Annotated in this window: 23 protein-coding genes; 6 read left to right on the forward strand and 17 right to left on the reverse strand. The window is 45.7% G+C overall.

The genetic code is table 11. The annotated features are described in order from the left end of the window. Window positions 1-49: 49 nt before the first annotated feature. On the forward strand, window positions 50-649 hold the full coding sequence (locus tag F0229_RS04075; protein WP_171732306.1) for a GTP-binding protein: 600 nt from the start codon (window positions 50-52) through the stop codon (window positions 647-649). A 507-nt stretch (window positions 650-1,156) separates the two neighbouring features. Here F0229_RS04075 and polA read toward each other — a convergent pair. From polA to hemB, 3 genes are all read right to left on the reverse strand, one after another. After that, window positions 1,157-3,955: a DNA polymerase I gene (gene polA, locus F0229_RS04080; RefSeq protein ID WP_171732307.1), complete on the reverse strand. Its 2,799-nt coding sequence runs from the start codon at window positions 3,953-3,955 to the stop codon at window positions 1,157-1,159. 679 nt (window positions 3,956-4,634) lie between these two features. Continuing rightward, on the reverse strand, window positions 4,635-5,069 hold the full coding sequence (locus tag F0229_RS04085) for a GNAT family N-acetyltransferase (protein ID WP_171732308.1): 435 nt from the start codon (window positions 5,067-5,069) through the stop codon (window positions 4,635-4,637). Window positions 5,070-5,146: 77 nt separating this feature from the next. Then, entirely contained in the window at window positions 5,147-6,190 is a 1,044-nt protein-coding gene (hemB, locus tag F0229_RS04090) for a porphobilinogen synthase (protein ID WP_086711595.1), read from the reverse strand. 208 nt (window positions 6,191-6,398) lie between these two features. Here hemB and F0229_RS04095 point away from each other — a divergent pair, with 208 nt between their 5' ends. Beyond that, complete coding sequence (locus tag F0229_RS04095; RefSeq protein WP_146491961.1) at window positions 6,399-7,160, forward strand: TatD family hydrolase; 762 nt, start codon at window positions 6,399-6,401, stop codon at window positions 7,158-7,160. Between the two features lie 288 nt (window positions 7,161-7,448). Here F0229_RS04095 and tatC read toward each other — a convergent pair whose 3' ends face one another. The 7 genes from tatC to rmuC all read right to left on the reverse strand — a co-directional run bounded on the left by tatC (window position 7,449) and on the right by rmuC (window position 13,784). Then, window positions 7,449-8,204, reverse strand: a complete 756-nt coding sequence (gene tatC, locus F0229_RS04100; protein WP_017060156.1) for a twin-arginine translocase subunit TatC — start codon at window positions 8,202-8,204, stop codon at window positions 7,449-7,451. Window positions 8,205-8,352: 148 nt separating this feature from the next. Continuing rightward, window positions 8,353-8,760 carry a Sec-independent protein translocase protein TatB gene (gene tatB, locus F0229_RS04105; RefSeq protein WP_017060155.1) on the reverse strand — a complete coding sequence of 136 codons (408 nt, stop codon included), beginning with the start codon at window positions 8,758-8,760 and terminating at the stop codon, window positions 8,353-8,355. A 3-nt stretch (window positions 8,761-8,763) separates the two neighbouring features. After that, window positions 8,764-9,018 (reverse strand): Sec-independent protein translocase subunit TatA, encoded by a 255-nt coding sequence (tatA, locus tag F0229_RS04110; RefSeq protein WP_017060154.1) that lies wholly within the window; start codon window positions 9,016-9,018, stop codon window positions 8,764-8,766. 53 nt (window positions 9,019-9,071) lie between these two features. Beyond that, on the reverse strand, window positions 9,072-10,706 hold the full coding sequence (ubiB, locus tag F0229_RS04115; protein WP_017065813.1) for a ubiquinone biosynthesis regulatory protein kinase UbiB: 1,635 nt from the start codon (window positions 10,704-10,706) through the stop codon (window positions 9,072-9,074). Beyond that, window positions 10,703-11,308: an SCP2 domain-containing protein gene (locus F0229_RS04120; RefSeq protein ID WP_017063051.1), complete on the reverse strand. Its 606-nt coding sequence runs from the start codon at window positions 11,306-11,308 to the stop codon at window positions 10,703-10,705. The genes ubiB and F0229_RS04120 overlap by 4 nt, the downstream gene beginning before the upstream one ends. Before the next feature lie 98 nt (window positions 11,309-11,406). Beyond that, window positions 11,407-12,186, reverse strand: coding sequence for a bifunctional demethylmenaquinone methyltransferase/2-methoxy-6-polyprenyl-1,4-benzoquinol methylase UbiE (ubiE, locus tag F0229_RS04125; protein ID WP_029235100.1), 780 nt, complete (start codon window positions 12,184-12,186; stop codon window positions 11,407-11,409). Between the two features lie 65 nt (window positions 12,187-12,251). Continuing rightward, on the reverse strand, window positions 12,252-13,784 hold the full coding sequence (rmuC, locus tag F0229_RS04130) for a DNA recombination protein RmuC (RefSeq protein WP_171732309.1): 1,533 nt from the start codon (window positions 13,782-13,784) through the stop codon (window positions 12,252-12,254). Between the two features lie 138 nt (window positions 13,785-13,922). Between rmuC and F0229_RS04135 the strand changes: the two genes are divergently transcribed. Next, window positions 13,923-14,816, forward strand: a complete 894-nt coding sequence (locus F0229_RS04135; protein WP_171732310.1) for a DMT family transporter — start codon at window positions 13,923-13,925, stop codon at window positions 14,814-14,816. Window positions 14,817-14,953: 137 nt separating this feature from the next. On the opposite strand, the gene F0229_RS04140 is transcribed toward F0229_RS04135, so the two are convergent. The 3 genes from F0229_RS04140 to ftnA all read right to left on the reverse strand — a co-directional run bounded on the left by F0229_RS04140 (window position 14,954) and on the right by ftnA (window position 17,316). Beyond that, the gene (locus F0229_RS04140; RefSeq protein ID WP_171732311.1) at window positions 14,954-16,147 is read right to left on the reverse strand and encodes an NAD(P)/FAD-dependent oxidoreductase; all 1,194 of its coding nucleotides are present in this window, start codon (window positions 16,145-16,147) and stop codon (window positions 14,954-14,956) included. Between the two features lie 249 nt (window positions 16,148-16,396). Then, entirely contained in the window at window positions 16,397-16,720 is a 324-nt protein-coding gene (uspB, locus tag F0229_RS04145; protein ID WP_009848060.1) for a universal stress protein UspB, read from the reverse strand. 68 nt (window positions 16,721-16,788) lie between these two features. Further along, entirely contained in the window at window positions 16,789-17,316 is a 528-nt protein-coding gene (gene ftnA / locus F0229_RS04150) for a non-heme ferritin (protein ID WP_004735556.1), read from the reverse strand. 189 nt (window positions 17,317-17,505) lie between these two features. On the opposite strand from ftnA, the gene uspA reads away from it, so the two are divergent. Next, on the forward strand, window positions 17,506-17,940 hold the full coding sequence (gene uspA / locus F0229_RS04155) for a universal stress protein UspA (protein ID WP_017060149.1): 435 nt from the start codon (window positions 17,506-17,508) through the stop codon (window positions 17,938-17,940). A 52-nt stretch (window positions 17,941-17,992) separates the two neighbouring features. After that, window positions 17,993-18,871: a carboxylate/amino acid/amine transporter gene (locus tag F0229_RS04160; protein ID WP_017060148.1), complete on the forward strand. Its 879-nt coding sequence runs from the start codon at window positions 17,993-17,995 to the stop codon at window positions 18,869-18,871. Window positions 18,872-18,983: 112 nt separating this feature from the next. Here the strand turns inward: F0229_RS04160 and F0229_RS04165 are convergent, their stop codons facing one another. The 3 genes from F0229_RS04165 to F0229_RS04175 form a co-directional block, all read right to left on the reverse strand. Next, complete coding sequence (locus F0229_RS04165; RefSeq protein WP_017060147.1) at window positions 18,984-19,574, reverse strand: hypothetical protein; 591 nt, start codon at window positions 19,572-19,574, stop codon at window positions 18,984-18,986. A gap of 141 nt (window positions 19,575-19,715) precedes the next feature. Further along, a complete protein-coding gene (locus tag F0229_RS04170; RefSeq protein ID WP_171732312.1) occupies window positions 19,716-20,495 on the reverse strand; it encodes a class I SAM-dependent methyltransferase in 780 nt (259 codons plus the stop codon). A gap of 112 nt (window positions 20,496-20,607) precedes the next feature. Beyond that, the gene (locus F0229_RS04175) at window positions 20,608-23,730 is read right to left on the reverse strand and encodes an EAL domain-containing protein (RefSeq protein ID WP_171732322.1); all 3,123 of its coding nucleotides are present in this window, start codon (window positions 23,728-23,730) and stop codon (window positions 20,608-20,610) included. Window positions 23,731-23,856: 126 nt separating this feature from the next. Here F0229_RS04175 and asnC point away from each other — a divergent pair, with 126 nt between their 5' ends. Continuing rightward, window positions 23,857-24,321 carry a transcriptional regulator AsnC gene (gene asnC, locus F0229_RS04180; RefSeq protein WP_008218581.1) on the forward strand — a complete coding sequence of 155 codons (465 nt, stop codon included), beginning with the start codon at window positions 23,857-23,859 and terminating at the stop codon, window positions 24,319-24,321. Between the two features lie 91 nt (window positions 24,322-24,412). Here the strand turns inward: asnC and prlC are convergent, their stop codons facing one another. Then, window positions 24,413-26,455, reverse strand: a complete 2,043-nt coding sequence (prlC, locus tag F0229_RS04185) for an oligopeptidase A (protein WP_171732313.1) — start codon at window positions 26,453-26,455, stop codon at window positions 24,413-24,415. Between the last annotated feature and the right edge of the window lie 146 nt (window positions 26,456-26,601).

Genomic DNA, 26,601 nt, shown 5'->3' on the forward strand with positions numbered 1-26,601 from the left:
ATACTAAAAGACACATCTAAATAATCAGAACAATGAGAAAGGAATACTCATGTGGAAAACACCATTGGCCATCATTGCACTTATGTTGGTCTCACTGACAGGGTTTGCCTCTGAAGCAGAACAAGAACAAGCCCCACTGATCAATGTCGATATGACCTTAGACCTCGATGGCATGGAAAAGTACGCCCAAGATGCGAGTGAGTCTCTTGAGGTGATATCGCAATCTTTGCAGGCGATAGTCAACAACCCCAACCTAAGCGACGACCAGCAACAAGCCCTCAATCAAACCGTTGAAAGTATCAATAAGCTTGCGAGCTCCACCAAGACATCACTCAATCAACTGCCACAAGCCTTAGACCAATCTCGCGTTGCCTTTAAGCAGACAAGCCAAACGCTGCTCGATGATATCCAAACCAAGATCATCATTGCGTTGGTTGCCGTTGTCGGTGTGATTATTATCGCCCTAACCGCGATTTATCTACTGATCTTGAAGCCAATGCAGCAAACCTTGGTAAAAGCGACCAACAATATCTCTTCAATGGCGCAATCCATCCAGATCACCGCCGAAGCTCTGAAATATAGCACCGAGAAACAACAGAAAATCATGGATTACATTGAGCATTCACCGACTCAATACACTGATAAATAAGGCGTGAGCCATCAATCCTTTATCGATAACTTGTAAAATAAAAGTTATTTCAAGTGATAAAACAATCGACTTAGAGACGGATTTAAATTACCAAAAGCTGATCGAATTCCAGATCTAAGGCAAATCAGGGGTTTATCACTGTGCTTGAGAAAGTGTAATAAAAGGCACTAAAAATGAGAGGTTTTACGGGGGAATGATAGGTTGGAAATATTTTTCTTTCGCACAAGAAAAAACGCCCCAGTCAAATACTGACTGGGGCGGCTGAATCAGCCTAATCCAATAACGTGAAACAAAAGGTCTGAAAGATAGAACATCTTACCTCTGTACCCTACGAGATTTAATGTACAACAATTGCTCAGAAATGAAAACAACTTTTGTAGTTTTTTTTCATGAATGTTTTATTAAAACACCTAAATTCTTATTACGACTTAACTTTATTTGAGACAAAAAAAAGCCAGTGTTTGTGCACTGGCTCATACTAATTTGCTTATTAAGGTCAAAAACTGATTAGTGGGCTTGATCCCAGTTGTCACCGTGGCCAGCTTCCGCAACCAGCGGCACTTCTAGCTCTGCAGCTGATTCCATCAATTCTTGTACTTTACTTTCAATTTCGGCTAAAGATGACTCTTCCACTTCAAATACCAATTCATCGTGTACTTGCATCAATAACTTAACTCGACCATCGCCTTCCGCTTGGATCCATTCATCAACCAATAGCATCGCTTTCTTGATGATGTCTGCCGCTGTACCTTGCATTGGCGCGTTGATCGCCGCACGCTCAGCAGCTTTACGACGCATGCCATTACGAGATTGAATTTCAGGAAGGTGCAAACGACGACCGTAAATGGTTTCAACGAAGCCCTGCTCTGAAGCAGCACTGCGCGTGTCTTCCATGTACTGCATCACACCAGGGTAGCGCTCGAAGTAAGTATCCATGTAGTGCTGTGCTTCGCCACGAGGAATACCTAGCTGCTTAGCCAAACCAAAGGCACTCATACCGTAGATAAGACCGAAGTTAACGGCCTTAGCACGACGACGTTGTTCCGTCGTTACATCCTCAATATTAACGCCGATGATCTCAGCCGCAGTTGCTGCGTGGATATCTTTGCCTTGTTGGAATGCTTCCAGAAGCGCTTTATCACCCGAAAGGTGCGCCATGATACGCAATTCAATTTGAGAGTAATCGACCGCTAGAATCTTCCAACCATGTTGTGCAACGAATGCTTGGCGGATACGACGGCCTTCTTCATTACGAATTGGGATGTTCTGCAGGTTTGGATCTGTTGAAGACAATCGACCCGTTGCTGTCACCGCTTGGTGATAAGACGTATGAACACGACCCGTTTCAGCGTTGATCATCTTCGGTAGTTTATCTGTGTAGGTCGACTTTAGTTTCGCAAGGCCACGATACTCAATGATCAGCTTAGGTAGCGGGTAATCAAGAGCCAACTCTTGCAGCACTTCTTCGTTGGTTGAAGGTGCACCTGATGGCGTTTTCTTGATAACAGGCAGACCCATTTTCTCAAACAGGATCGCTTGCAGCTGTTTTGGCGAGTTCATGTTGAACTCTTGCTCTGCAATCTCGTAGGCTTTCTGTTCTAGCTCATCCAATCGAACCGCAATCTCTTGCGATTGAGCGCCTAGCAGCATGTCATCGATGAATACGCCAGTGCGTTCAATGCGAGACATAACAGGGATCAGTGGTACTTCGATTTCTTCATAGATGGCTTTTAGCTTTTCATCTTGCTCAATGTTTTCCATCAAACGGTTATGAAGACGTAAAGTCACGTCAGCATCTTCTGCTGCGTATGGAGACGCTTCACCCAGCTCAATCTGGTTGAAAGTAAGCTGCTTCTTACCTTTACCTGCGATTTGCTCAAATGAGATGCAGCTGTGCTGAAGGAAACGCAGCGCTAGGCTATCCATATCATGCTTGCCGCCAACGCTATTAAAAACATAAGACGCTAGCATGGTGTCGTGCTTGATGCCTTTCATCTCGATACCGTAGCGCGCTAAAACGCTCATATCGTACTTCAGGTTTTGACCGACTTTAGCCTGTGCGTCATCTTCAAGAATCGGCTTAAGCTGTTCAAGTACCCAATCACGATCCAGTTGTTGAGGTGCATCTAAGTAGTCATGAGCAACCGGTACGTAAGCGGCAACGCCTTCTTCAGTTGCGAATGATAGACCAACAAGGTTAGCCACCATGTAGTCCAAGCTATCCGTTTCAGTATCAAAGGCAAACACCTCTGACGCTTTCAGTTTCTCTAGCCACGCATTAAAAGAGGCTTCATCTAGGATGGTTTCGTAGTTGTTGCGATCAATCGTCACTGCAGAGGTGTTCATTTCTACAGTAGATGTAGTTGATGCCTCGCTGCTGCGCACTGCACCCGACTTCTCATCCGCCTCAACCACACCGCTGCCGCCTTCAAGTAGCTCGTTCAACCAAGATTTGAAGACCAGTTGACCGTATAGCTTAATCAGCTCATCCGTATTTGGTTGTGCTTTTACAAGCGACTCAGGTGTCTCTTCTAACTCGACGTCCAGTTTGATCGTTGCAAGCTCGTAAGACATCTCAGCGTTGTCTTTATTATCAATCAGCTTCTTAGCCATGGTTTTTGAACCACGGAAGCCAAGAGCGGCAATATCATCCAGGTTTTGATACAGCTTTTCGATGCTACCAATGCCTTGTAGTAGAGCAGTTGCTGTTTTGTCACCAACACCTGGAACGCCAGGAATGTTATCCACTTTATCGCCCATCAGTGCAAGGTAGTCGATAATCAGCTCAGGTGGGATGCCAAACTTCTCTATCACGCCTTCGCGATCCATAACCACGTTGGTCATGGTGTTGATCAAAGTAACGTTGTCATCAACCAGCTGCGCCATATCTTTATCGCCAGTACTGATCAAAACCGGCATGCCCGCTTTAGATGCTTGAGAAGCTAGCGTACCAATCACATCATCCGCTTCAACGCCTGGGATCGAGATAAGTGGTAGACCCATTGCGCGAATCACGTTGTGCAAAGGTTCAATCTGACAACGTAGATCATCCGGCATAGGTGGACGATTAGCCTTGTACTCTGGGTACATGTCATCACGGAACGTCTTTCCTTTTGCATCAAAAATAACCGCAATACGATCAGAAGAAAATTGACGCATCATGCTGCGCAGCATGTTAACTACACCGTAAACAGCGTTAGTTGGGATATCACCATTGCTCATTGTGCCAGGGTAAGCATGGAACGCGCGATATAGGTAAGAAGAGCCATCGATCAGAATCAATGGATTATCAGGAATACGAGCCATAATGTTTGTGTATCCAGTAAGTACAGAAATTATCTGTTAAGAATGCCACGTCTGTTGGTTGGATTCCACGTTGTCGATCTGTATCCGTTCACTCGGTTGTGTTCGTTATAATCGATTTGTTGTTATTTTTTGTTCTTAGACGCAAGCGTTCTGTGGATAACTCTGTTTATATTATTTATCCACCCTGTTGAGAACTACGGTGAACAACTCAAAAAACACCAATAAACAACTGAAAATAAAGAATAATTTTACAGATCGAACAGATGATCAACGATCTTTTCTCGATCTTGCGTTGTGGAAAAGAATGCTGATGGCGTTTTATTCATAAAAATACGTGCCACTAAATATGCATCTTGTTGAAATGGTAGGTATAAAAAAAGCGACACCCGAAGATGTCGCCTAGCAAAAACCGGTAAAGCCATTCAAATTGAATACCACAGCTTTACCTAAAAGCTATAAATTACACTGGAAGCAATGTGAGCAATGTCGTGTCAAAAAGAACTTAGTACAAGTTCGCGAGAATTCTGTTGGGTAACCAAGTAGATACTTGAGTACTTAACATCCTTGTGAACATTTCCTCATTCCCTAAGACGAAGTTAATAATAATGATTCTCATTTAATAGTCAACAATTAAATGATAATAAATCTCATTTGATTTATAAACCGTTAACAGCAGTGCTTAAATTTGCTTCAAAAAATGGATTCTATGGTCATTAATGTCTTCTTTTTCTTCAAATCTTTCGATTAGGTAACCGTTTCTCAATAACAGGCGCAACATTGCAGGGAACCGGTTACGAGACTTAACCTTTAACTGTCTGTAGCCCTGCTCTTTCGCCCACTGTTCCTGAACGTCTAATTGCGCCTGTGCAACGCCTTTGTTCCTCGCGAGCGGTGACACGCCACCAAACCAGCTGTAAAAAGTATCTTGATCCAATTCATAGCCGATCTTAAAGCCAAGCAACACGCCAGCTTCTTCAGCCACTAAGATAAGGCTCTTTTTCCCTGCCAGCCGCTCTGAAAGAGAAGCGACACTCTCTTTTTTAGCGAACTCAGAGATCTGCTCGACCACAGACACCACTTCTTCTAAAGAACCTTGACGTACGACAACTGACATCTTATCCATCCTCATAAACGAAAGGGCTGGCACAATGGCCAACCCTTTTACTGATCACTTAAGTGAGCTCTACACGGTTACTTTTCTTTTAAGTGCTCTGCGGCTTGTGCATTGTCTTCTGCAAGCCACTCAGCCACATCTTTAGCGAAGTAAGTAAGAATGCCATCAGCACCAGCGCGCTTAAAGCACAACAGTGATTCCATGACGGTTTCACGCTCTTTTAGCCAACCGTTTTGAATCGCTGCTTTATGCATCGCATACTCACCAGACACTTGGTATGCAAACGTAGGCGCTTGCAGTTCGTGCTTAACACGACGAACAATATCAAGGTAAGGCATGCCTGGTTTCACCATCACCATGTCCGCACCTTCATTAAGATCCATCGCGACTTCATGAATCGCTTCATCGCTGTTGGCTGGATCCATCTGGTAGTTCTTCTTGTTACCACCTTTCAGGTTCGAAGCACTGCCGACTGCATCGCGGAATGGGCCGTAATAGCACGATGCGTATTTCGCAGAGTACGCCATGATTTGAGTATGAATATAGCCCGCTTCTTCTAGCGCTTCACGGATCTTACCAATACGACCATCCATCATATCTGATGGTGCAACCACATCTGCACCCGCTTCAGCGTGTGATAATGCTTGCTTGATCAAGACTTCTGTCGTCTCGTCATTCATCACGTAACCATCTTCATCGATGATGCCATCTTGGCCATGTGTGGTGAATGGGTCTAGTGCTACGTCAGTAATAACGCCCATGTTTGGCACATGCTCTTTTAGTAAACGTACAGCGCGCTGCACCAAACCTTCTGAGTTATGAGCTTCAGCTGCGCATAAACTTTTAGCATCTTGGTTCACGACTGGGAATAGAGCAATCGCAGGAACACCCAGTTTTGACAGGTAATCTGCTTCCTCAAGCATGTAGTCGATAGACAAGCGTTCTACACCTGGCATTGACTCGACAGGCTCGCGACGGTCTTTACCCATCAGGATAAACATTGGGTAGATTAGATCATCCACAGACAATTGATTTTCTGCCATTAGGCGACGGCTAAAGTCGTGCTTACGCATACGGCGCATACGGCGACCTGGGAATTGACCTTGAATTGAAACAGACACTAGATTCTCCTTGCCTAGTCTAAGCACCGAAATACTTAGATATGAAAAGTGCTAAATACAGGCAAAAGCATATCACTGATGGCTCAGGACGCTAGCAGTAAAATATAAAACCCACTCAAAAACAGGGAGAAATGGCAAAAAATGACCTTCTCCTCACACTGCCGTATACTCATGACAACTCAGTAAAGACCGCTTTCAGGACAAAACAATGATCGACACTCATGCTCATATTTACGCGAGCGAATTTGATGAAGACCGCGAGCAAGTTGTAGAGCGCGCACTGGCTCAAGGGATTGATACCATTCTATTGCCGAACATCGATTTAGAATCTATCGAACCAATGCTAGCGACGGAAGCTCAGTTTCCTGATGTGTGCCGTTCAATGATGGGCTTACACCCTTGTTATGTGGATGCGAATATCGAGCAAACCCTCAAAACCATTCGAGCTTGGTTTGATAAGCATGATTTTATCGCTGTGGGTGAGATTGGCATCGACTTGTACTGGGATAAAACTTTCAAGGTTGAACAAGAGATGGCGTTTGTGACTCAACTGCAATGGGCCAAAGAGCTCGATCTACCTGTGGTGATCCACACTCGTGATTCTATTGAAGAGACACTTGCCCTACTTCGTAAAGAACAAGATGGCAGCTTACGTGGCGTATTCCACTGTTTTGGCAGCAGCTTAAAAGAGGCTCAAGCGATCAACGCGCTCGGCTTTCACCTCGGATTAGGTGGTGTTTCGACCTTTAAGAATTCAGGAATGGATAAGGTGATCCCACATCTGGATATGAATTACGTCATCCTAGAAACAGATTGCCCCTACTTGGCACCTACACCAAATCGCGGCAAACGCAATGAACCGGCCTACACAGAATTGGTGGCAAAACGCATCGCCGAATTACGCGGAATTACTCTTAAAGAAGTCGAAAACATAACCACTATCAATGCTAAATCATTGTTTAATTTATAACAAATCTATTAATAAGTAATTATTACGGATTTTTCCTGAATTTATTTGAGAAAGCTAAGTGACATGTATAGTATCAACCACCTGCATATGGAGGTAGTTGATTATGTGTGACCATTCACAGCACTTACAACGTCAACATCGAACTCTATGGCATAAAATTTGGGGCATCAAAGAGCTCTATATATGTCAGAACTGTGGCTATCAGTTAAAGATTCGATAAACAGACATAATAAAAAAGCGGCCCTAGGCCGCTTTTTTATTATGTAATTTTTACTGAAGCATTCCAAATCAAGATTCAGCTTCTTCCTCTTCATCCGCATCTGGCTTACGCGTATAAAAACGTGCGAAGAACAGACCAATCTCAAACAAAATACACATTGGAATCGCCAACAGTGTTTGCGAGATCATATCTGGTGGTGTCAGCATCATACCGATGATGAAAGCACCCACAACAATGTAAGGACGCTTTTCAGACAAAGATTGAGGCGTTGTTGCACCCGTCCAACACAACAAGATAATCGCAACTGGCACTTCAAAGGCAATACCAAAAGCAAAGAACAGCGCGAGTACAAAATCAAGATAGCTTGAGATGTCGGTTGCGAACTCTACTCCTCCTAATGATATGGCCGTAAAAAAGCCAAATACCAACGGGAATACAATAAAGTAAGCGAACGCCACACCACAGTAAAACAGCAATGAACTTGAAGCCAATAGCGGCATGATCAAGCGTTTTTCATGCTTGTATAAACCCGGAGCAACAAAAGCCCACACCTGATACAAAATAAACGGAACCGCGAGGAATATAGACGCGATCAAGGTTAATTTCAGCGGTGTGAAAAATGGCGATGCAACATCGGTTGCGATCATCGTCGCCCCTTCCGGTAGACGATCTACCAAAGGTGCTGATACGAATTCATAAATATCATTAGCAAAATAAATTAGCCCGACAAATATCACTAGCACCGCGACAATCGCACGTAGTAGGCGATTACGTAGTTCTAGAAGGTGGCTAATTAAAGGCTGTGTCTGCTCAGTCGAAGACATGTCAAACCTCTTAAACAGGAAGATCGAAAAGGAGCCGCGCGTGTATCTATCCAGTTGAATTGGTATCCACTTGAATAGTTATTTACTTGAATAGATATCTATTTAAACATCTAGCGAATCAAGTATCCGGCGACTCCTCCTTGCGAGACTATTCGGCTTTCTTATCTGACGGTGCTGAAGCTTCACTGTTGACCTGAATGGTTTCAGATTCCACAGTTTCCATGACACTAGGTTTAGTCTCACTTGGCTTATCAGACTCAGGCTTAGCATACGGACGTTGAACCTCAGCAGCGGCCTGCTTGAGTTCATCGACTGACGCTTTAAGGTCTGGAGATAAATCTTCCATACCCATTTTTTCCGCCTTGCGTAGGTTTTCTTGCAGCTCTTGCACCTTAAGCTCATGAGAAAGTTCATCTTTCACACTGTTTGCCATGCTTTTCGCTTGTCCAACAAACTTGGAAATACTGCGAATCGCCACGGGCAAACGCTCAGGCCCTAAAACCACTAACCCAACGACAGATATTAATACCAGTTCCCAAAAACCGATATCAAACACGATTTACGCCTGCTCTTTGTCTTTCTTTGTTTCAGCAGTTGTTTCAGCGTGAGCTTCTGTCTTCTGCTGTTCAATATTCTTTGGTTCGAAGTCTGCATCTTTCTTATCTGCAGGCTTGTCTTCATCGCTCATCGCTTTTTTGAAGCCTTTAACCGCTGAACCTAAGTCACCACCCATACCGCGCAGTTTCTTTGTTCCGAATAGCAAAATTACAATTACAGCAATGATTAGAAGTTGCCAAATACTGATACCACCCATTGTCATTGTCCTCGGGTCTGTCTACACATAAAAATATTAAGAGAGTCTACTGTCTAACGACGGTAAGCTCGCCAACTAAGCAACCAAAATGTGACACCTGCGATGCCACAGCCCATAGATAGCTGCTCATAAGGGCTTGAAACTAATATTGCGGAGCATACGACTAAAGTGGCTCCAACGCCAAACAAAAACTTTCCAGTTGCTTGCTGACGCTTACTATCTCGGTAACCTTGATAAAGCTGATCCATTCTGTGGTTCATCGCTTTACCTTGGCGCAAGCTGTCATAAAGTAGCTCTGGCAGCTCTGGCAGTTTTTCTGCCCAGAATGGCGCACGCTCTTTTACTGCGTTGATCACAGCTTGCGGCCCCACCTGATTCATCATCCAGGTTTCAAGGAAAGGCTTCGCCGTTGCCCACAAATCAAGTTGCGGATACAGCTGACGGCCTAGGCCTTCGACATACAACAAGGTCTTTTGCAGAAGCACCAACTGAGGTTGAACCTCCATGTTGAAACGTCTTGCTGTATTAAATAAGTTTAGCAACACATGGCCAAATGAGATCTCGCCAAGTGGTTTTGCAAAGATTGGCTCACACACCATACGGATCGCGAACTCAAAATCATTGACGTTAGTGTCGTGTGGCACCCACCCCGAATCAACGTGTAGCTCAGCAACTTTACGGTAATCTCGATTGAAGAAAGCCAACAAGTTCTCTGCTAAATAGCGCTTATCTTCGCTATTGAGCGTACCAACAATGCCACAATCCAAACCAATCCACTGAGGGTTATCTGGATTCTCTGGGTTAACAAATACGTTGCCCGGGTGCATGTCTGCATGGAAAAAGCTATCTCGGAATACTTGGGTGAAGAATACCGTCACACCGCGTTCCGCGAGCAATTTCATGTTGGTGCCGTTGGCTTCTAGCGTCTCAATATCGGAGACTTGAATACCATAGATTCGCTCTGACACCATCAGGGTTTCGCTGCTTAGATCAGGGATAACCTCTGGAACATACAGCTCTTCACTGCCTTCAAAATTACGTCGCAGTTGAATGGCATTGGCCGCCTCACGGCGCAGGTCGAGCTCATCAAGTAACGTTTTCTCGTACTCGTGAACCACTTCAACCGGTTTCAAACGACGTGCTTCAGGAAGCGACTTAGCGACTATACGCGCCATTCGGTGCATCAGTTTTAGATCTGCGTCAATCACCGGGCGAATATCAGGTCGAATTACCTTCAGAACAATCTCACGACCGCTCTCTTTCAGCTTTGCGGTATGCACCTGAGCGATAGAAGCAGAAGCCAGTGGCTCGATATCAAAGTCGGTAAACCAGTTGTCTAAACTGCCACCCAACGCCTTTTCCATATCTTGCTTCGCCAGTTGACCATCAAACGGCGCAACTTGGTCTTGCAACAACGCCAACTGATCGGCGATATGAGGAGGGAACAGATCACGACGTGTCGACATCATCTGTCCAAACTTGATCCACACTGGACCAAGTTCTTGCAGCGCAAGGCGCAAGCGATGACCCAACTCTTTATCTTGATGCTTGTTCTTAAGCCAAAACAGTGACTTTCGCGCCAACAAAGGAGCTTTAGTCAGTTGGTGTTCCGGCATCAACTCATCAAGGCCGTATTCCAACTGTACCTTGATAATATGATAAAGACGTTTCAGTTCTGCTGGGGTCATGCTTTCTCCAACAGAGCGTTCAACTTAGCTTCAAGACGAGCAGCAGAGCTTTTTACGTCATCAACTTGGTCGCAAAAATGCGCGACTTCTAACGGTGCTGGTGCGATCTTCCACTCTTCAGTCAGAACTTGAGCAACATGGTTTTGATGCTTAGTCGCCTGTTTTGCTACAAAGCCACCGACGTTTTTAACGCCTTGCACCAAGGTATGCGCAACCACATCACCCGTTACGCGCGATAACCACTCTTCCAAATCAGGCTTGCAGTCTGTCATCAGTTGAGCAAATTTCTGAGCCAGTTGAATATCACCCTCTAAGATCAACTTATCTTGCTTGATCAGCTTGGTGATGTTCGATTGCTCACGCAATTCCGGTAATACCGATAGGTTCAAAGATAGGTAGCAATCAGGCTGCCCTTCGTATTCCGACAACACATCAATTTGTTGGCTGAAAACGAAAGTGAGTGTTTTATTCAACTCTTTCAAATTAACTTGAATGATCTGCCCCTTTAAACGAGACAAACGACGAACCAAGGCTGGATCATCGTTCACGAAAGTATTTAAAGAGGTTTCAATAACTGCGGTGACCAATGGATCAAATGGCATGACTGTCCTTACCTTTGAAAACGGATAAGCCTTAACCTATCCGTTCTGTCTTTATTCTTATTGTTTAGCACGCCCTAAGAGCCTACTACCAAGTTCGACTAGAACTTGTAACCGCGGTGCAGCGCAACAATGCCGCCCGTTAGGTTGAAGTATTTAGTATTCTCGAAACCCGCGTCTTGCATCATGCCTTCCAAGGTTTCTTGGTTAGGGTGCATGCGGATTGATTCTGCAAGGTAACGATAGCTGTCTGCGTCGTTGGCAATCAGCTCACCCATTTTTGGCAACAGGTGGAAAGAGTAGGCATCGTAAACCTTTGATAGTGGCTCAAGCACTGGCTTAGAAAACTCAAGAACCAACAGACGGCCACCCGGCTTAAGTACGCGGTACATAGAACGCAGCGCTTGGTCTTTATCGGTTACGTTACGCAGACAGAAGCTGATCGTAATGCAATCGAAGTAGTTGTCTGGGAAAGGCAGCTCTTCAGCGTTTGCTTGAACGTAATGTACGTTACCAACAATACCGCTATCACGCAGCTTATCACGGCCAACATTCAGCATTGAGTTGTTGATATCAGCAAGAACCACGTGGCCTTTTTCACCAACGATACGCGAGAATTTCGCAGTAAGGTCGCCAGTACCACCACCAAGATCTAGGATACGCTGACCAGGGCGAACGCCACTGCAATCAATCGTGAATCGCTTCCACAAGCGGTGAACACCACCCGACATTAAGTCATTCATGATGTCGTATTTAGCGGCTACAGAGTGAAATACCTCTGCTACTTTCGCGACTTTTTCGTCTTTTGCGACTGTTTCGAAACCAAAGTGTGTGGTTTCTGACTCTACTGCTGAATTTGTCTGCACGCTTGTGTCCATAATGCTGTTATCTACCATGGTAAGTTCTCATCGACAGCGCTCTTTGTGTTTAGAGGCGCTGCGGCCGATTAGTTTACTTTATCCTCAGCAGGTTGTCTTTCTACTAAGGAGGCATTTTCTGAAAAAGCCTCATTTTGCGCCATTTCAGCCAAACCAATCGAGATCGGTTTCTTCACTTCAACACCCAATTGCTTGAAGCTTTCGGCCTGACGAATCACGTTGCCACGGCCTGTTACTAGCTTATTCATCGCACCTTGATAGCTTTGGTTGGCTCTATCTAACGAGCTACCAAGGCCTTCCATATCATCCACAAACAAGCGCAGTTTGTCGTAAAGCTTACTTGCACGCTCTGCGATGACTTGAGCGTTCTGGTTCTGTCTTTCATTACGCCACAGGTTATCAATGGTACGCAGTGCCACCAGCAAGGTCGTTGGGCTGACCAAGATGATATTTTGCTCCATCGCATCTTTCACCAAGCTAGGATCCGCCTGAATCGCCACTTGGAATGCTGGTTCAACCGGGATAAACATCAACACGTAATCCAGACTCTGTATGCCTTTGAGCTGATGATAATCTTTCTGGCTCAAGCCTTTGATGTGCGCTCGCAGTGACACCAAGTGATCGCGCAATGCAGCATCGCGTTGCTGATCGGTTTCGGCATTGAAATAGCGTTCAAATGCCACCAGCGCCATTTTTGAATCGACCACCACTTGCTTGTCTTGTGGCAGATGCACAATCACATCCGGTTGATAACGCTTGCCCGCATCGTTTTGCAGGTTCACTTGCGTTTGGTATTCGTGGCCTTCGCGCAGTCCTGATTCAGCAAGCACGCGAGCCAGTACCACCTCGCCCCAGTTACCTTGTTGTTTGTTGTCACCCTTTAGCGCTTGAGTCAGGTTCACCGCTTCACGCGTCATACTCTCATTAAGACGCTGCAGGTTTTTAAGCTCATGCACCAAAGTATGACGCTCTTTGGCTTCTTGGCTGAAGCTGTCGTTCACTTGTTTCTTAAAGCCTTCCAACTGCTCTCTTAGTGGAGACAACAAACCTTCTAGGCTCTGCTTATTCTGCTGATCGACCTTGGCGGTTTTGGTTTCAAACAGTTGGTTCGCTAACAATTCAAACTGCTGCTTAAGTCGTGATTCAGCTTGCTCTAGCAACTGCAGCTTTTCGCTATTGGCGAGGTTTTCTTGGTCATGCCTTGCTTCTTGCTCGCGCAGCTCGGCTTCTAATTCAGACTTATGATCTTTAAGCACATTAATCTCATCAGCGTACTGCTGGCGCTCTTGCTTTACCGCCTCAAAGTAGCGCAGTTTTTCCATTGCAGCCATCACCTTACCGTGCGCCTGCTTGAGCTCGAATGCCGCTTTGTCTCGGTCATCATCTAACTCATCGAGCTCTTGTTGCGCCTCTGCGAGTGATGCTTTGAGCTGAGCTTGCTGAGATTCATGCAACAAACGATCGGACTCTAGCTGCTGCTCGAGCAATCGCTGCTGAAAAGAGAGCTTCTGTTTAATCCACCAACCCACGACACCGCCGCTGACGAGCGCGCCAGAAATTGCAGCAATAAGCGTTGCCTGATGTTCGATAATCCATTGCATGATAATGATTTAGCCTAATTTGAAATAACTCATTAAATGGTATTTTGATACTGGATAAATGTCCAGTTTGCCGTATTAAAATTCGACAGATAGACTAGGCGCTCCGTATTCTGTCCCATCAAATTAGAATGAGTTGCCATGAACGAACATCGTGCCTTGGGCTTTGGCCTTTCCGCAGTACTGCTGTGGTCAACGGTCGCTACTGCTTTTAAGCTGACCCTTGCTGAGTTTTCACCGATTCAAATGCTGACCATTGCCAGTATTGTGTCGTCGATTGCGCTGATCGCAGTCTGCGCCTTTCAAGGTAAGCTCTCTCAGCTGAGTACAACGTTCCTTTCAAACCCTTGGTATTACCTGCTGCTCGGCTTGGTTAACCCATTGGCTTATTACCTGATTCTATTCAAAGCCTACGACCTGTTGCCCGCTTCTCAAGCTCAAGCCATCAACTACAGCTGGGCTATCACGCTAACCTTAATGGCGGCGGTTTTTCTGGGGCAAAAGATTCGTAAGCAAGATTGGATTGCGTGTACCTTCAGCTATGCGGGTGTGGTAGTTATTGCCACCAAAGGCGATGTGTTAGGCATGCAGTTCGATAGCCCACTCGGTGTGGCACTGGCGCTGCTTTCTACTCTGCTTTGGGCAGGATATTGGATTCTCAACACCAAAAACAAGGCTGACCCAGTGGTTGGCGTACTGCTTGGTTTCTTAGTGGCATTACCTTTCGCGATCGGTTTAACCCTTTTTGAGGGCGAAAGCTTTAGCCAAATTACGGCGAAGGGTTGGATGGCGGTGACTTACGTTGGTCTGTTCGAGATGGGCATTACCTTTGTATTATGGTTATCAGCACTCAAGCTAACCAACAATACGGCGCGTATCAGCAACCTAATTTTTGCCTCGCCATTTATCTCACTGATGCTACTTTCCACCATCATTGGCGAAGAGATTCACCCTGCAACACTGTTTGGTTTAGTGCTGATTATTGCTGGTTTGGTGATTCAACAGATCAAGTTTTCAAAAAACAAAGCTGCGTAAATAAGCGCTAAAAGATTCGATTGAGAGCGAAAAGCTATCAATAAAGTCGAATCTAGAGCTAGTACACAATGTTAGATACAAAAATGGCGAGTCGTATGACTCGCCATTTTTATATAATTTAGAATCTATGGGTAAGCTTAAACCCACTGACCTGCTGCAAAGCCAGAACTCCAACACCATTGGAAATTATAGCCGCCTAACCAACCTGTTACGTCCATTACTTCACCGATGAAGTAGAGGCCAGAAACCGTCTTACATTCCATGGTTTTTGAAGATAGATGATTGGTGTCCACACCGCCTAGAGTCACTTCCGCTGTTCGGTAACCTTCCGTGCCGTTTGGCGCAATTTTCCAGTTCTCTAAATGCTCTACAATGTCATTCAGCTGTTTTTCATTGAACTGCTTGAGCGGCTTGTCTTCAAGCTCTTTGCGGTCAATCAGTACTTCTACAAAACGCTTTGGTAATGCTTTCGCTAAGGTGTTTTTCAGGCTCTGATTTGGGTGTTTCTCTCGAGAGTTTTCAAGTAGTTCAGCAACGTCCACTTCTGGTACTAGATTAATCGAAACCGATTGACCCGCTTTCCAGAACGAAGAAATTTGCAATACCGAAGGACCAGATAAGCCGCGGTGGGTAAACAGCAACGCTTCTTTGAATAAGGTGCCGTCTTGCGCGGTGATCTCGGCAGGAATCGCGATTCCTGAAAGCTCAGCAAAGGCTTCTTTGTCTTCTTTATGCAGAGTAAATGGCACCAAACCCGCAGTAGTCGGCATCACAGACAAACCAAATTGCTCGGCAATCTTATAGCCAAATGGCGTTGCGCCCAGCTTAGGCATCGACAAACCACCTGTCGCGACAACTAGCGAGTCACACTCAACTTCGTCGGTATTGAGGTGCATCTTGAAGCCAGCATCTGTTTTTTCGATAGAGTGAACATCACAACGGTAGCGTTGTTCGACTTTCGCTTGCTTACACTCGTCAAGCAGCATGCTCACAATGTCTTTTGCGGTGTGGTCATTGACACAGAACAACTGGCCGTGATCGCGCTCTTCGAACTCAATGCCGTACTTGCTGACCATCGAGATAAAATCCCAGTTGGTGTATTGAGATAAAGCTGACTTCACGAAATGAGGGTTGTCACACAGGAAGTTGTTGGCTGAAACATCATAGTTAGTGAAGTTGCAACGACCGCCACCTGAGATTAAAATTTTTCTGCCTGGTTTCTTTGCATGATCAACCACCAGCACTCGTCGGCCACGTTTACCAGCTTCCGCAGCACACATTAAGCCTGCGGCGCCCGCACCAATTACGATTACATCAAATTTTTCACTCATGTGGTTCTGCTTTTCTTCACTTTTGCAGCCCGAGTACACCCTGTTCTCGAAATGCCATCAATAAAAAAGGATGTGCATAAACAGCACATCCTTACTAATTGCTCGCTATTTTAGCGGCAATTTTAAACTTTGCAATTGATGTTCAATTGTACAATTAGCAGACAGCAGCAAAACCACTACTTAACTTAGCGAACCAACAACCGAAGCTTCACACCAGAACCTAAGCTCTACTTCACACGTACTAAAAACTCAGACGATGAAAGAAGACAGCAAGGTTACACCTAGCAGAGCGGAAGAGAGTATGAATAACTGTCTTACGCGATCGCACTTCGAAGTAAAAACTTCGTCATGATGATGGTGATACTCTTTGCTTTTGATGTAACTGAACAGGCGAACCTGTTTGGTCATATTGCCATGGGTTGTGAAAAAACCGCCTCCGTCTACTTGTTGATAAAGTAGAGGATGTGCTTCTCGCATTATATAAATGAGTGTTCTTAGCGCAGTAAAATATCGCGCCCAGTTCACGCAAGTCACAACCATTAGTGCAAATAGAATAGTGTCGCCGCTGATCATCCTTTCCTCCCTACATCTTCATAAGAAAACTCAAAAGAAAAAGATAATCAGTGTCTTTCCCGTACTACCTAAACGGCAGGAGCTTCCATAATTGAAGATGAACCATCTTTTGCCAATTGCGCTAGGTCTTTATCAATAAAGAACAGTGCTTTACCGTCTTCACCAACAAGCTCTAGCTTATCCAATACACCTTTAAACAACTTCTCTTCTTCGTGTTGCTCTGCAACGTACCATTGCAGGAAGTTAAAGGTTGAGTAATCTTGTGTGCTGAAAGCAACGTGAGCCAGTTTGTTGATCTTTTGAGTAATCATTTGCTCATGTTCATAAGTTTCACGGAACACAGCACCAAGGCTATCAAATTCATGTTTTGGCGCTTCAATCGCACCTAGAATTGGCATTGCACCTGTTTCACTTACGTAAGTGAAAAGACGCTGCATATGTTCCATTTCTTCTACTGCATGAACACGCAGAAACTCTGCTGCACCTTCAAATCCTTTGTCTTCACACCAAGCACTCATTTGTAAGTATAGATTGGATGAGAAAAATTCTAGGTTAATTTGATCATTCAGTTGCTCAACCATAGTTTTTGACAGCATTTAAGACTCCTAATTACATCCTCAATTTTCTCTACTATATCACTATTTAATGAATATCTCGCAGGCCATTAGTTAACCAATATTTCGAGCTGTCATTACGCAAGACAGTGGATATGAGATCACTTCAGCAAAAAAAACCATCGCATAGTGCTAATCTTAAATCAGACAATGAATAAAGGAGGTAGCGATATGAGTTACAAACATATTTTGGTCGCGGTCGATTTATCAGAAGACAGCAAATTAATTGTGGATAAAGCGGTAGCATTGGCTAAGCCATTGGAAGCCAAAGTCTCTTTTATCCATATCGATATTAACTACGCAGAGCTGTATACCGGCCTGATTGATATCAACATGGCCGAAACCCAGCACAACGCGATGGAAGCGTCTCGTATTCAGCTGCAAAATTTTGCGGAGCACGCCCAATACCCGATCACCCATACCCTAGTAGGCAGTGGTGATTTGAGTCATGAGCTGTGTGACACCATCAACGAGTTCAATGTTGATCTCGTGGTTTGCGGTCACCATCAAGACTTTTGGAGCAAGCTGCTCTCTTCAACACGCCAACTGATCAACGCCTCTCCGGTTGATATGCTGGTCGTGCCTCTAAGAGATTCAGAAGACTAATGATTTAAGGTTAGGTAACATACAGCTCATATCTTATTAACGAAGTTTTACTATGAGCTATTTAGCTGGTGTTACCCTCCTATGGGCCTTCTCCTTTAGCCTGATCGGCGTTTACCTTGCGGGTCAGGTTGATTCTTGGTTCTCTGTTTTAATGCGTGTTGCCCTTGCTGGCGTCGTATTTCTTCCTTTCCTAAAGTTTCGCGGCGTATCGCGTAAGCTGATCGCTAAATTGATGGCAATTGGTGGTATCCAGCTTGGCCTGATGTACTGCTTCTACTATCAGTCTTTCTTACTGCTATCCGTTCCTGAAGTCCTTTTGTTTACTGTCTTTACCCCAATTTACGTCACGCTTATTTATGACTTTCTCAAAGGGCAATTCTCTCCGTGGTACCTAGTGACAGCGGCAATTGCGGTATTGGGCGCGGTATTCATTAAGTTCGCAGGTATTAACGAAAACTTTTTAGTCGGCTTCCTCGTCGTGCAAGGCGCGAACCTGTGCTTTGCTATTGGTCAGGTGGGCTACAAGGTGGTGATGGAGAAGGAATCGACCGAGTTGCCTCAGCGAACCGTATTTGGTTACTTCTACTTAGGGGCGCTATGTGTCGCGTCAGTGGCTTTCATGCTACTAGGCAACCCAGAGAAACTGCCCACCACCACACTTCAATGGGGAATCCTGATCTACCTTGGCTTGATTGCGTCGGGGCTGGGTTACTTTATGTGGAATAAAGGCGCGTGCATGGTGAATGCTGGCGCGCTGGCAGTGATGAACAATGCCTTGGTTCCTGCTGGTCTGGTGGTGAATATCCTGATTTGGAACAGAGATGTCGATTTGGTTCGCTTGTCTATTGGTGGCGCCGTTATCTTATTCTCTTTATTCGTCAATGAGACGTGGGTGAAGAAGCGCGTAGCAAGATCCGCAAGCAACGCTTAGCTGATTTGAACGAGCTACATGAGTCAGCTCGGATAACCCCAAAAAGCAAAAGAGCGACCTAAGGTCGCTCTTTTTAAATCATCGCTGTAGCAATAAACCATTCAAATCAACTTCAGTGAATTTGATTGTGGCTCACTACCTGAGTCTTGGTTTCAGTGAAGGCAACATCATCAAGTTGTAGGTTGATTCGTTCCAATTCACTTTCCAGCTTCTGACTTTTCTTAAACAGCTTTTGCTGCTTCTTAATCATCTTCGCCAGTTTCTTATTGTACTTCTCTTGTTTCTTAGCCGCTTTCTTCGCTTGTTTGAGTTCAGCTTTCTCATCACCGCTCGCCTTCGCCATCAGTTTTTTCAGCTTGGCTTTTTTCTGTGCGGCTTCTTTTTTGGCAAGCTCAGGGGCCATATCAGCGGCGGCTGGATCGAACATTTGTACGCTCGGTTCAATTGCCTCGTTGATTTCCGCAAGCGACAGTTCTGGTGCAGGTAATGTTTCCGCTAGCAGGCCGCATGCGACTTTCTCTTCAACGGGTTTGTTTTGACAACCAAGAGGTGGAATTGCGGTGGGTTTGCATAGATTCGCTTGATCCGCCGAAGAACGCGCGCAAGAACGACACACGAACTTAGGTTCAGTCACCAAGCTGTGGATCTCGCCCAAGTGTTCGGTGATATCTCGACGGTTTAACTTACAAAAGCGTTTAGCCATGCTTCAACTCCAGCTAAGAATAATAATGATTCTTAGTTAGATATACATCTGTAACGCGACTATCGCAAGTGTTAAATGGCAATTTATCGTATTTATGACGGGAAATTTTCTTAGCGTGTATCTAAGTTATTGATGCTTCAATTAAGTCATTGATGCTTTCACATAGACGTCAAAACGGTTCTTTTTGGTTTCGATCGCCATGCTCGGTTTTTGCTCGTCTAACCAAGCTGCGTAATCCGGTCTTTTAACCACAACTCGCTTCGATGCCAACTTCATCGCTGGCTCAAATAGGCCATCAGCATCCAGATCGGCACCCACCAAAGATTGGAATACGCGCATCTCTTTTTTGACCAGAGCCGATTTCTTTTTGTTCTCTGGGTGTGGGTACATAGGGTCGAGGTACACCACATCAGGTTGTTCAAAGTCAGGATCGTTACTGAGCTTGTCTAAAGCATCGTGACTGGATGCGTGAATCAACTTCATGCGTTCAGTTACCCAACCACCGATATCTGGGTCTTGTTGCGCTCGCTGCAAGCCATCATCAAGCAGTGCGGCCACAACGGGGTGACGCTCGACCATTTGCACCTTACAACCTAGAGAAGCCAACACAAACGCATCGCGCCCTAAGCCTGCAGTACCATCAAGAATAGTTGGCGTTGCGCCTTTGTTTAAACCAGCTGCTTTGGCAATCGCCTGACCTTTACCACCGCCAAACTTACGTCGGTGACCAACTGCGCCTCCCACTAAATCAACAAAGATAGCGCCAAGCTTGGGCTCATCGACTTTACGTAGCTCAAGTCGCTCACTAGTCAGTACCAAAGCAAAATCGCAGCTTTCATCATGAGATAAGTTCCAGCGGGTCGCTAAGTCATTCAAATGATCGATTTGGGTAGCATCTTCGCAAATCAGTTGTAGTTGCAAGGTCGTCTCCAACAGACAGTAGTATTCAAAACAAAAGAGGCAACCAGTTTACCTGATTGCCTCAACAATACATATTAGCGGTGAAAAGTATTCCCAGCTAAAGTCGGCTTACCTAAACCAATGGCTCTGTCTCTCGCTCTTGTCTTAACTCTTCAACAAGCTCTGCGAGTGGCTTAGGTCGCCCTATGATGTAGCCCTGCGCGTAGTTCACACCCAGTTCGATAAGCTTGTCGATAATCTGGGTATTTTCAACGAACTCAGCCACGGTGTGCTTGCCCATCTGCTTGGCAAGATCATTGATCGAGCGAACCATCACATGGTCCATCTCATTCACATCAATATCACGTACAAACAAGCCATCGATCTTCACAATATCGACAGGCAGCTTTTTCAGATAGCCAAATGACGATAGCCCTGAGCCAAAATCATCCAATGCAATCATGCAGCCAAGCTCTTTGATTCGAGTGAAGAACTTGATCGCCTGCTTCATGTTACTCATGGCCGCTGTTTCGGTGATCTCTAAACAAATCTTATGACACGGTATCGATGAATCGCTCAGGCTATCTATCAAAAATTCGACAAACTCACGGTTACCCATCGAGTGACCGGAAAGATTGATTGAACACATCCCCAGTTCCTCAATAACCTCAGGGCGTTGCTCCAACCAACCCAAGGTTTGAGTGACGACTTGGCGGTCAATCAAATGCGCGATGTTATAACGCTCTGAGGCTGGCATGAAGATCCCCGGGGAGATGTATTCCCCTTGGATGTTCTTGATGCGGACCAAGATTTCAAAGTGCATTTTATCGCTGTCTTCATCTAGGCCAAGAATTCGCTGCGCAAACAACTCTAAGCGATCGTTAGCCAAGGCCTCATGCACTAGGTTAACGCACTCCATCTCAAGATGGCGACGACGCAGGTCTTCATCATCTTGATGGTAAAGATGATAGCGATTGCGACCTTCTTCTTTAGCGGCATGACAAGCTGCATCCGCCTGAGCGTGCACCATCTGTGGTGAAGCTGCTGTATGGTCGATCAATCGAATACCGATAGAGCACGTCAGGTTGAGTCGAATATCATCCCACAAGAATGGATTCTCACTCATCATCGAGATAATACTGCGACACACATTCACCGCATCTCGTTCAGTACAGTCTTTCATCAGCACAGCAAACTCATCACCACCCATTCGCGCTAACACCGCATTGTAAGGCAGTACGTCTTCTAGCAGTTTGGCGCTAAACAAGATCGCAGCATCACCCGCTTCATGTCCTGCGGTATCGTTCAGCACTTTCAGCTGATCCAAATCTAGGAACAACATTGCGTGAGTTCGCATGTGGCTCTCAACCTCTTTCAGCGCCTTTTGCAGCTCTTGCTCAAAGTGGTTGCGGTTAAAGGTGTCAGTCAGTAGGTCATAGCGAGCCTGATACTCTAGCTTTTCAGAAAGCTCGTGCGTTTCGGTGATGTCTTCACCCACAATCAACAGCTGATCAGACTCCACCAACGGGCGGATATTTTCACGAATCCAGCTCTTGCTGCCGTCGGCATGGCGATATTCGATATCACGACGCCACACACCACGAATCTTATGCTGAGGTTGCAGCAAGATATGACGAGGAATCATCGCGTTCTCATCAACATAGAATTCTCTAGGGCGATGGCCCAACAACTGATCGAGAGGGTATCCCAAAAGCTCTTCGGCAAACTGGTTCACTTGTTGAATGCGATTATTGCCATCGAGCGTAATCATCATCACCGGCTGTTTGTCGTAATACAGCTTCAAGTTTGCTTCACGTTGGAACAGCTTATTCTCAGCAAGCTTACGTGAGGTCACGTCGCGCGCCTCAAAGAGAAACTGAATGTCTTCGTCTTCACTGCCCGGCATCGGCTTCAATGAAATATCCAACACCATCGCACCGCGATCTCGACACCACACCTCGGCTTCAAATCGTAAGGCTGGGTGCTCACTTTTTGCGATGAAATATTCGGCTAGCACTTCTCGCGCAGAACTTTCCCAATGTTGGTGTTGTTGCAGCGGCGTTCCCAGTTTATAGCCTTGATTATAAAGCAGCTCATGTAACTTGCTGTTACTCGACAGCAGCACGCCACCCTTATCAATGATGCCCATAAATTGCAGGCTCTGATCAAATATCGACTCCAACAGTCGTTGGCTTTGGCGACTTGCACGTTCGCTCTTCTTCAGACGGTTAAGGTAATACACCAACACCGCGATAACACACGACATGCTCAAGAACATTAAACCGATGGTGCGAATTTCATCACGATAGCGCATTAAGAATGACTTCGGCTTATTGAGGAAGGTTACTGAGGCTTCATTCTCTGCACCCAAATCCCAACGTGAGATCTGTTGGTAATCGAGTTTGATTTCTGGCGCGCCAGCAACCACCAATGGCAATGGAGCCTTAGGATTGTTCAGCACGCTCAACAGCACGCGCCCCGTGTCTCGACCTTGCGTTTCTCCACTGTGGATCACGCCACCAATCGCACCAAACCCAAGTCCTAAATCATGCACAATATACAATGGCATCTGAGTTTTTTTGTTGAGCTGACGCCAGTCTTCTTTGCTGCTGACCCGACCATTGATGTCGCGGTAGTAGGCCCAGAACAACAAGCTTTTAGTTAGATCAGCGCGTTGCGCGAACGTCATCAGTTCTTGATAAGAATCAGGCGTATATTGCTCCACCATCCCAGAAAACTCAGGGCGTTTTTGTAGAAATAAATCCACTTGAGCGCGAATAGCTTCACCCGTTACCGAGTGATCGGTAACCACGTAAACTTTTTTAACCGTCGATTGAAGTCGATTGATCAGCTCAATATTGCTCGCCATATCAATATCTTCAGTGATACCGGTTGCGTGCAAGCCTTCAATCATTTGCGGAGAAAAATTGTTGATGCCACCAAAAATAACGGGCGTGCCATTGAGTTCGGGCGCTAAGCGTTTCATCAGATTGAGGGCGTTATTATCACTGACGACTACAGCGGCAAACTCTTCATGCGACAGCTTAGTGCGGTATAGCTGATAAATTCGCTCTAAGTATTCAGCGTTTTGAGTTCGCTTGGTATCGAGATAAACAACCCGGTAAGATAACCCATCGCGATCGAGCTCATCAGATAGTCCTTTATGGAAATCATCTGTCCAGAAAAAGCCTTGATGATAAGAGTGAATAACCAACACATCTTTTGCCTGAGCTGAAGCAAAAACACTCCAACACATCACAATAAAAAATAACGAAAATCGCACTGAATTCACCCTAACCCTATAGTTACTGCTAATATTATCACCCTTGGCTATGATGTGTACTCAAGCCGGTATGTTTTTCATTCAACCTAAGGATTATGCATGTCCACAACCACAGCTCGTCTAGATGATCTAGACCGTGCCATTCTCAAAACCTTGATGGAAGATGCACGAACTCCTTACGCTGAAATGGCAAAGCAGTTCGATGTCAGCCCTGCGACGATTCACGTTCGCATCGAAAAGATGAGATCGGCAGACATTATCGAGCGAACGGAAGTTGTGGTAAACACCAAAAAACTGGGTTACGACGTGTGTTGCTTTATTGGCATCAACCTTAATGCTGCCAAAGATTACCACTCGGCGATCGCTAAGCTGAATGCCTTAGACGAAGTGGTTGAGGCGTACTACACCACTGGTGCTTACAATATCTTTGTAAAGCTGATGTGTAAGTCGATAGAAGAGCTGCAGTTTGTATTGATCGATAAGCTGCAAGCGATCGATGAAGTTCAGTCGACAGAGACACTGATTTCATTGCAGAACCCTATCAACCGCAATGTGAATCCATAACATTGATTCGCCTTGCTTGGCATAACGCACAGACAAAAAAAGAGCCTCTAACTAGAGGCTCTTTTCGCAATAAACTAGATAGTTACCGTGATTATGCGTTGATTCCCGCGTGGCGCAGCATTGCGTCGATTTGTGGCTCACGACCACGGAAGCGTTTGAACAGCTCCATTGGCTCTTCACTGCCACCCATTTCAAGGATGTTGTTCAGGAAGCGATTACCCGTTTCAGTGTTGAAGATACCCTCTTCTTCAAATGCTGAGAACGCATCTGCCGATAGCACTTCTGCCCACAGGTAGCTGTAGTAGCCCGCGCTGTAACCACCAGCAAAGATGTGACCAAAGCTGTGTGAGAAACGGTTCCAATCTAGGCTTGGCAGTACCGACACCTTAGACTTAACATCCGCTAGCGTTTCTAGTACGCGAGCACCCACTTCAGGGTCGTATTCTGTGTGTAGCGTGAAATCGAACAAACCAAGCTCTAGCTGACGCAGGATAAACATCGCAGATTGGAAGTTCTTCGCCGCTAGCATCTTCTCTAGCATCTCTTTTGGTAGCGCTTCACCCGTTTCGAAGTGACCAGAGATGAACGACAGCGCTTCTTCTTCCCAACACCAGTTTTCTAGGAACTGACTTGGTAGCTCAACCGCATCCCAAGGCACACCATTGATACCCGCAACTGCGCCCGCTTCTACTTGCGTTAGCATGTGGTGGATACCGTGGCCGAATTCGTGGAACAAGGTCACCACTTCATCGTGAGTAAACAGTGCTGGCTTATCACCAACTGGCTTATTGAAGTTACACGTTAGGTAAGCAACCGGGGTCTGTAGCTCGCCAGATTCGGTAATGCGACGACCACGACAGTCATCCATCCAAGCGCCACCACGTTTGTGTTCACGTGCGTATAGATCTAGGTAGAAGCTACCACGCAGTGTTCCAGTCGCATCAAAGATATCAAAGAAACGCACTGACTCATGCCAAGTGTCTACGCCTTGACGCTCTGTTACCGACATACCAAACACGCGGTTCAGTACCTCAAACAGGCCTGAAACCACATTCGATTCAGGGAAGTATGGGCGAAGCTCTTCATCAGAGATCTCGAACAGGTTCTGCTTCTGCTTTTCGCTGTAGTAAGCGATGTCCCATAGGTTTAGCTCAGAAACACCAAACTCTTTCTCTGCAAACTGACGCAGCTCTTCAACTTCACGCTCACCTTGTGGTTTTGCTTTTACTGCTAGGTCGTTCAGGAAGCCAAGAACCTGATCTGGCGTCTCAGCCATCTTAGTCGACAGTGATTTTTCGCTGTAAGTACTGAAACCAAGCATGCGCGCGATCTCGTGGCGCAGCTTAAGTTGCTCGGTGATGATCTCAGTGTTGTCCCACTTACCTGCGTTTGGACCGCGATCTGAAGCGCGCGTTACGTACGCTTCATAAAGCTCTTTACGCAGTTCTTGGTTATCACAGTAGGTCATCACAGGTAGGTATGATGGGATATCTAAAGTCAGTAGGTAGCCTTCTTGCTCTTTAGACTCAGCCGCCGCTTGAGCTGCCGCCAGTGCTGATTCAGGCATACCTGCCAGCTCAGCTACGTCTGTGATCTGCTTGCTCCAACCCATGGTTGCATCAAGCACGTTATTTGAGAATTGAGAGCCTAACTCAGACTGGCGCTTGCTGATCTCGCCGTAACGATGCTGTTCATCTGCAGGTAAGCCAATGCCCGACAATTCAAAGTCGCGCAGTGCGTCGGTAATAGTTTTTTGTTGAGCTCGGTTCAGTGCAGAGAATGCTTCACTCGCCTTGATCGCTTTATACGCTTCGAACAAGCCTTTGTGTTGGCCAACCCAAGTGCCGTATTCAGATAGCACAGGTAAGCAGCTCTCATACGCTTCACGCAGTTCGTCACTGTTCACGACAGAGTTCATATGGCTTACAGGTGACCAAATGCGACCTAAACGATCATCCACTTCTTCAATTGGAGCAACTAGGTTGTCCCAGCTTGGTGAAGTATTACCTTCAAGTACTTGTTCTATCTTGTTGCGACACGCTTCAATCACTTGCTCAACTGCAGGCTTTACGTGCTCTGGCTTGATCTGTGAAAACGGAGGTAAGTCCGTGAAGGTTAATAGCGGATTAGACATATAAACATTCCTTTGGCTTTAGAGACTTTCGTCTTTTTTGTAATGAGGTCGTCTTACAGTCATCAGGCTAAAGTTCGCCCTAAAAAATCACCTGCGAATAGTTATTAAATAGTGCCCATAAAGGCAAATTTCAATAGTAGAACCAA

The organism is Vibrio sp. AIC-3 (assembly GCF_013114515.1).
Classification (GTDB): Bacteria; Pseudomonadota; Gammaproteobacteria; order Enterobacterales; family Vibrionaceae; genus Vibrio; species Vibrio crassostreae_C.

Bases quoted from the DNA above. Each gene is read 5' to 3' on its own strand.
- ubiB (WP_017065813.1), bottom strand. From the start codon at position 10,706: ATGACCCCAGCAGAACTGAAACGTCTTTATCATATTATCAAGGTACAG.
- F0229_RS04140 (WP_171732311.1), bottom strand. From the start codon at position 16,147: ATGAGTGAAAAATTTGATGTAATCGTAATTGGTGCGGGCGCCGCAGGC.
- F0229_RS04120 (WP_017063051.1), bottom strand. From the start codon at position 11,308: ATGCCATTTGATCCATTGGTCACCGCAGTTATTGAAACCTCTTTAAAT.
- prlC (WP_171732313.1), bottom strand. From the start codon at position 26,455: ATGTCTAATCCGCTATTAACCTTCACGGACTTACCTCCGTTTTCACAG.
- F0229_RS04160 (WP_017060148.1), top strand. From the start codon at position 17,993: ATGAGCTATTTAGCTGGTGTTACCCTCCTATGGGCCTTCTCCTTTAGC.
- asnC (WP_008218581.1), top strand. From the start codon at position 23,857: ATGTCCACAACCACAGCTCGTCTAGATGATCTAGACCGTGCCATTCTC.
- tatA (WP_017060154.1), bottom strand. From the start codon at position 9,018: ATGGGTGGTATCAGTATTTGGCAACTTCTAATCATTGCTGTAATTGTA.
- F0229_RS04085 (WP_171732308.1), bottom strand. From the start codon at position 5,069: ATGTCAGTTGTCGTACGTCAAGGTTCTTTAGAAGAAGTGGTGTCTGTG.
- ftnA (WP_004735556.1), bottom strand. From the start codon at position 17,316: ATGCTGTCAAAAACTATGGTTGAGCAACTGAATGATCAAATTAACCTA.
- F0229_RS04165 (WP_017060147.1), bottom strand. From the start codon at position 19,574: ATGGCTAAACGCTTTTGTAAGTTAAACCGTCGAGATATCACCGAACAC.
- tatC (WP_017060156.1), bottom strand. From the start codon at position 8,204: ATGTCTTCGACTGAGCAGACACAGCCTTTAATTAGCCACCTTCTAGAA.
- F0229_RS04175 (WP_171732322.1), bottom strand. From the start codon at position 23,730: ATGTGTTGGAGTGTTTTTGCTTCAGCTCAGGCAAAAGATGTGTTGGTT.
- polA (WP_171732307.1), bottom strand. From the start codon at position 3,955: ATGGCTCGTATTCCTGATAATCCATTGATTCTGATCGATGGCTCTTCT.
- rmuC (WP_171732309.1), bottom strand. From the start codon at position 13,784: ATGCAATGGATTATCGAACATCAGGCAACGCTTATTGCTGCAATTTCT.
- F0229_RS04095 (WP_146491961.1), top strand. From the start codon at position 6,399: ATGATCGACACTCATGCTCATATTTACGCGAGCGAATTTGATGAAGAC.
- F0229_RS04135 (WP_171732310.1), top strand. From the start codon at position 13,923: ATGAACGAACATCGTGCCTTGGGCTTTGGCCTTTCCGCAGTACTGCTG.
- F0229_RS04075 (WP_171732306.1), top strand. From the start codon at position 50: ATGTGGAAAACACCATTGGCCATCATTGCACTTATGTTGGTCTCACTG.
- uspB (WP_009848060.1), bottom strand. From the start codon at position 16,720: ATGATCAGCGGCGACACTATTCTATTTGCACTAATGGTTGTGACTTGC.
- uspA (WP_017060149.1), top strand. From the start codon at position 17,506: ATGAGTTACAAACATATTTTGGTCGCGGTCGATTTATCAGAAGACAGC.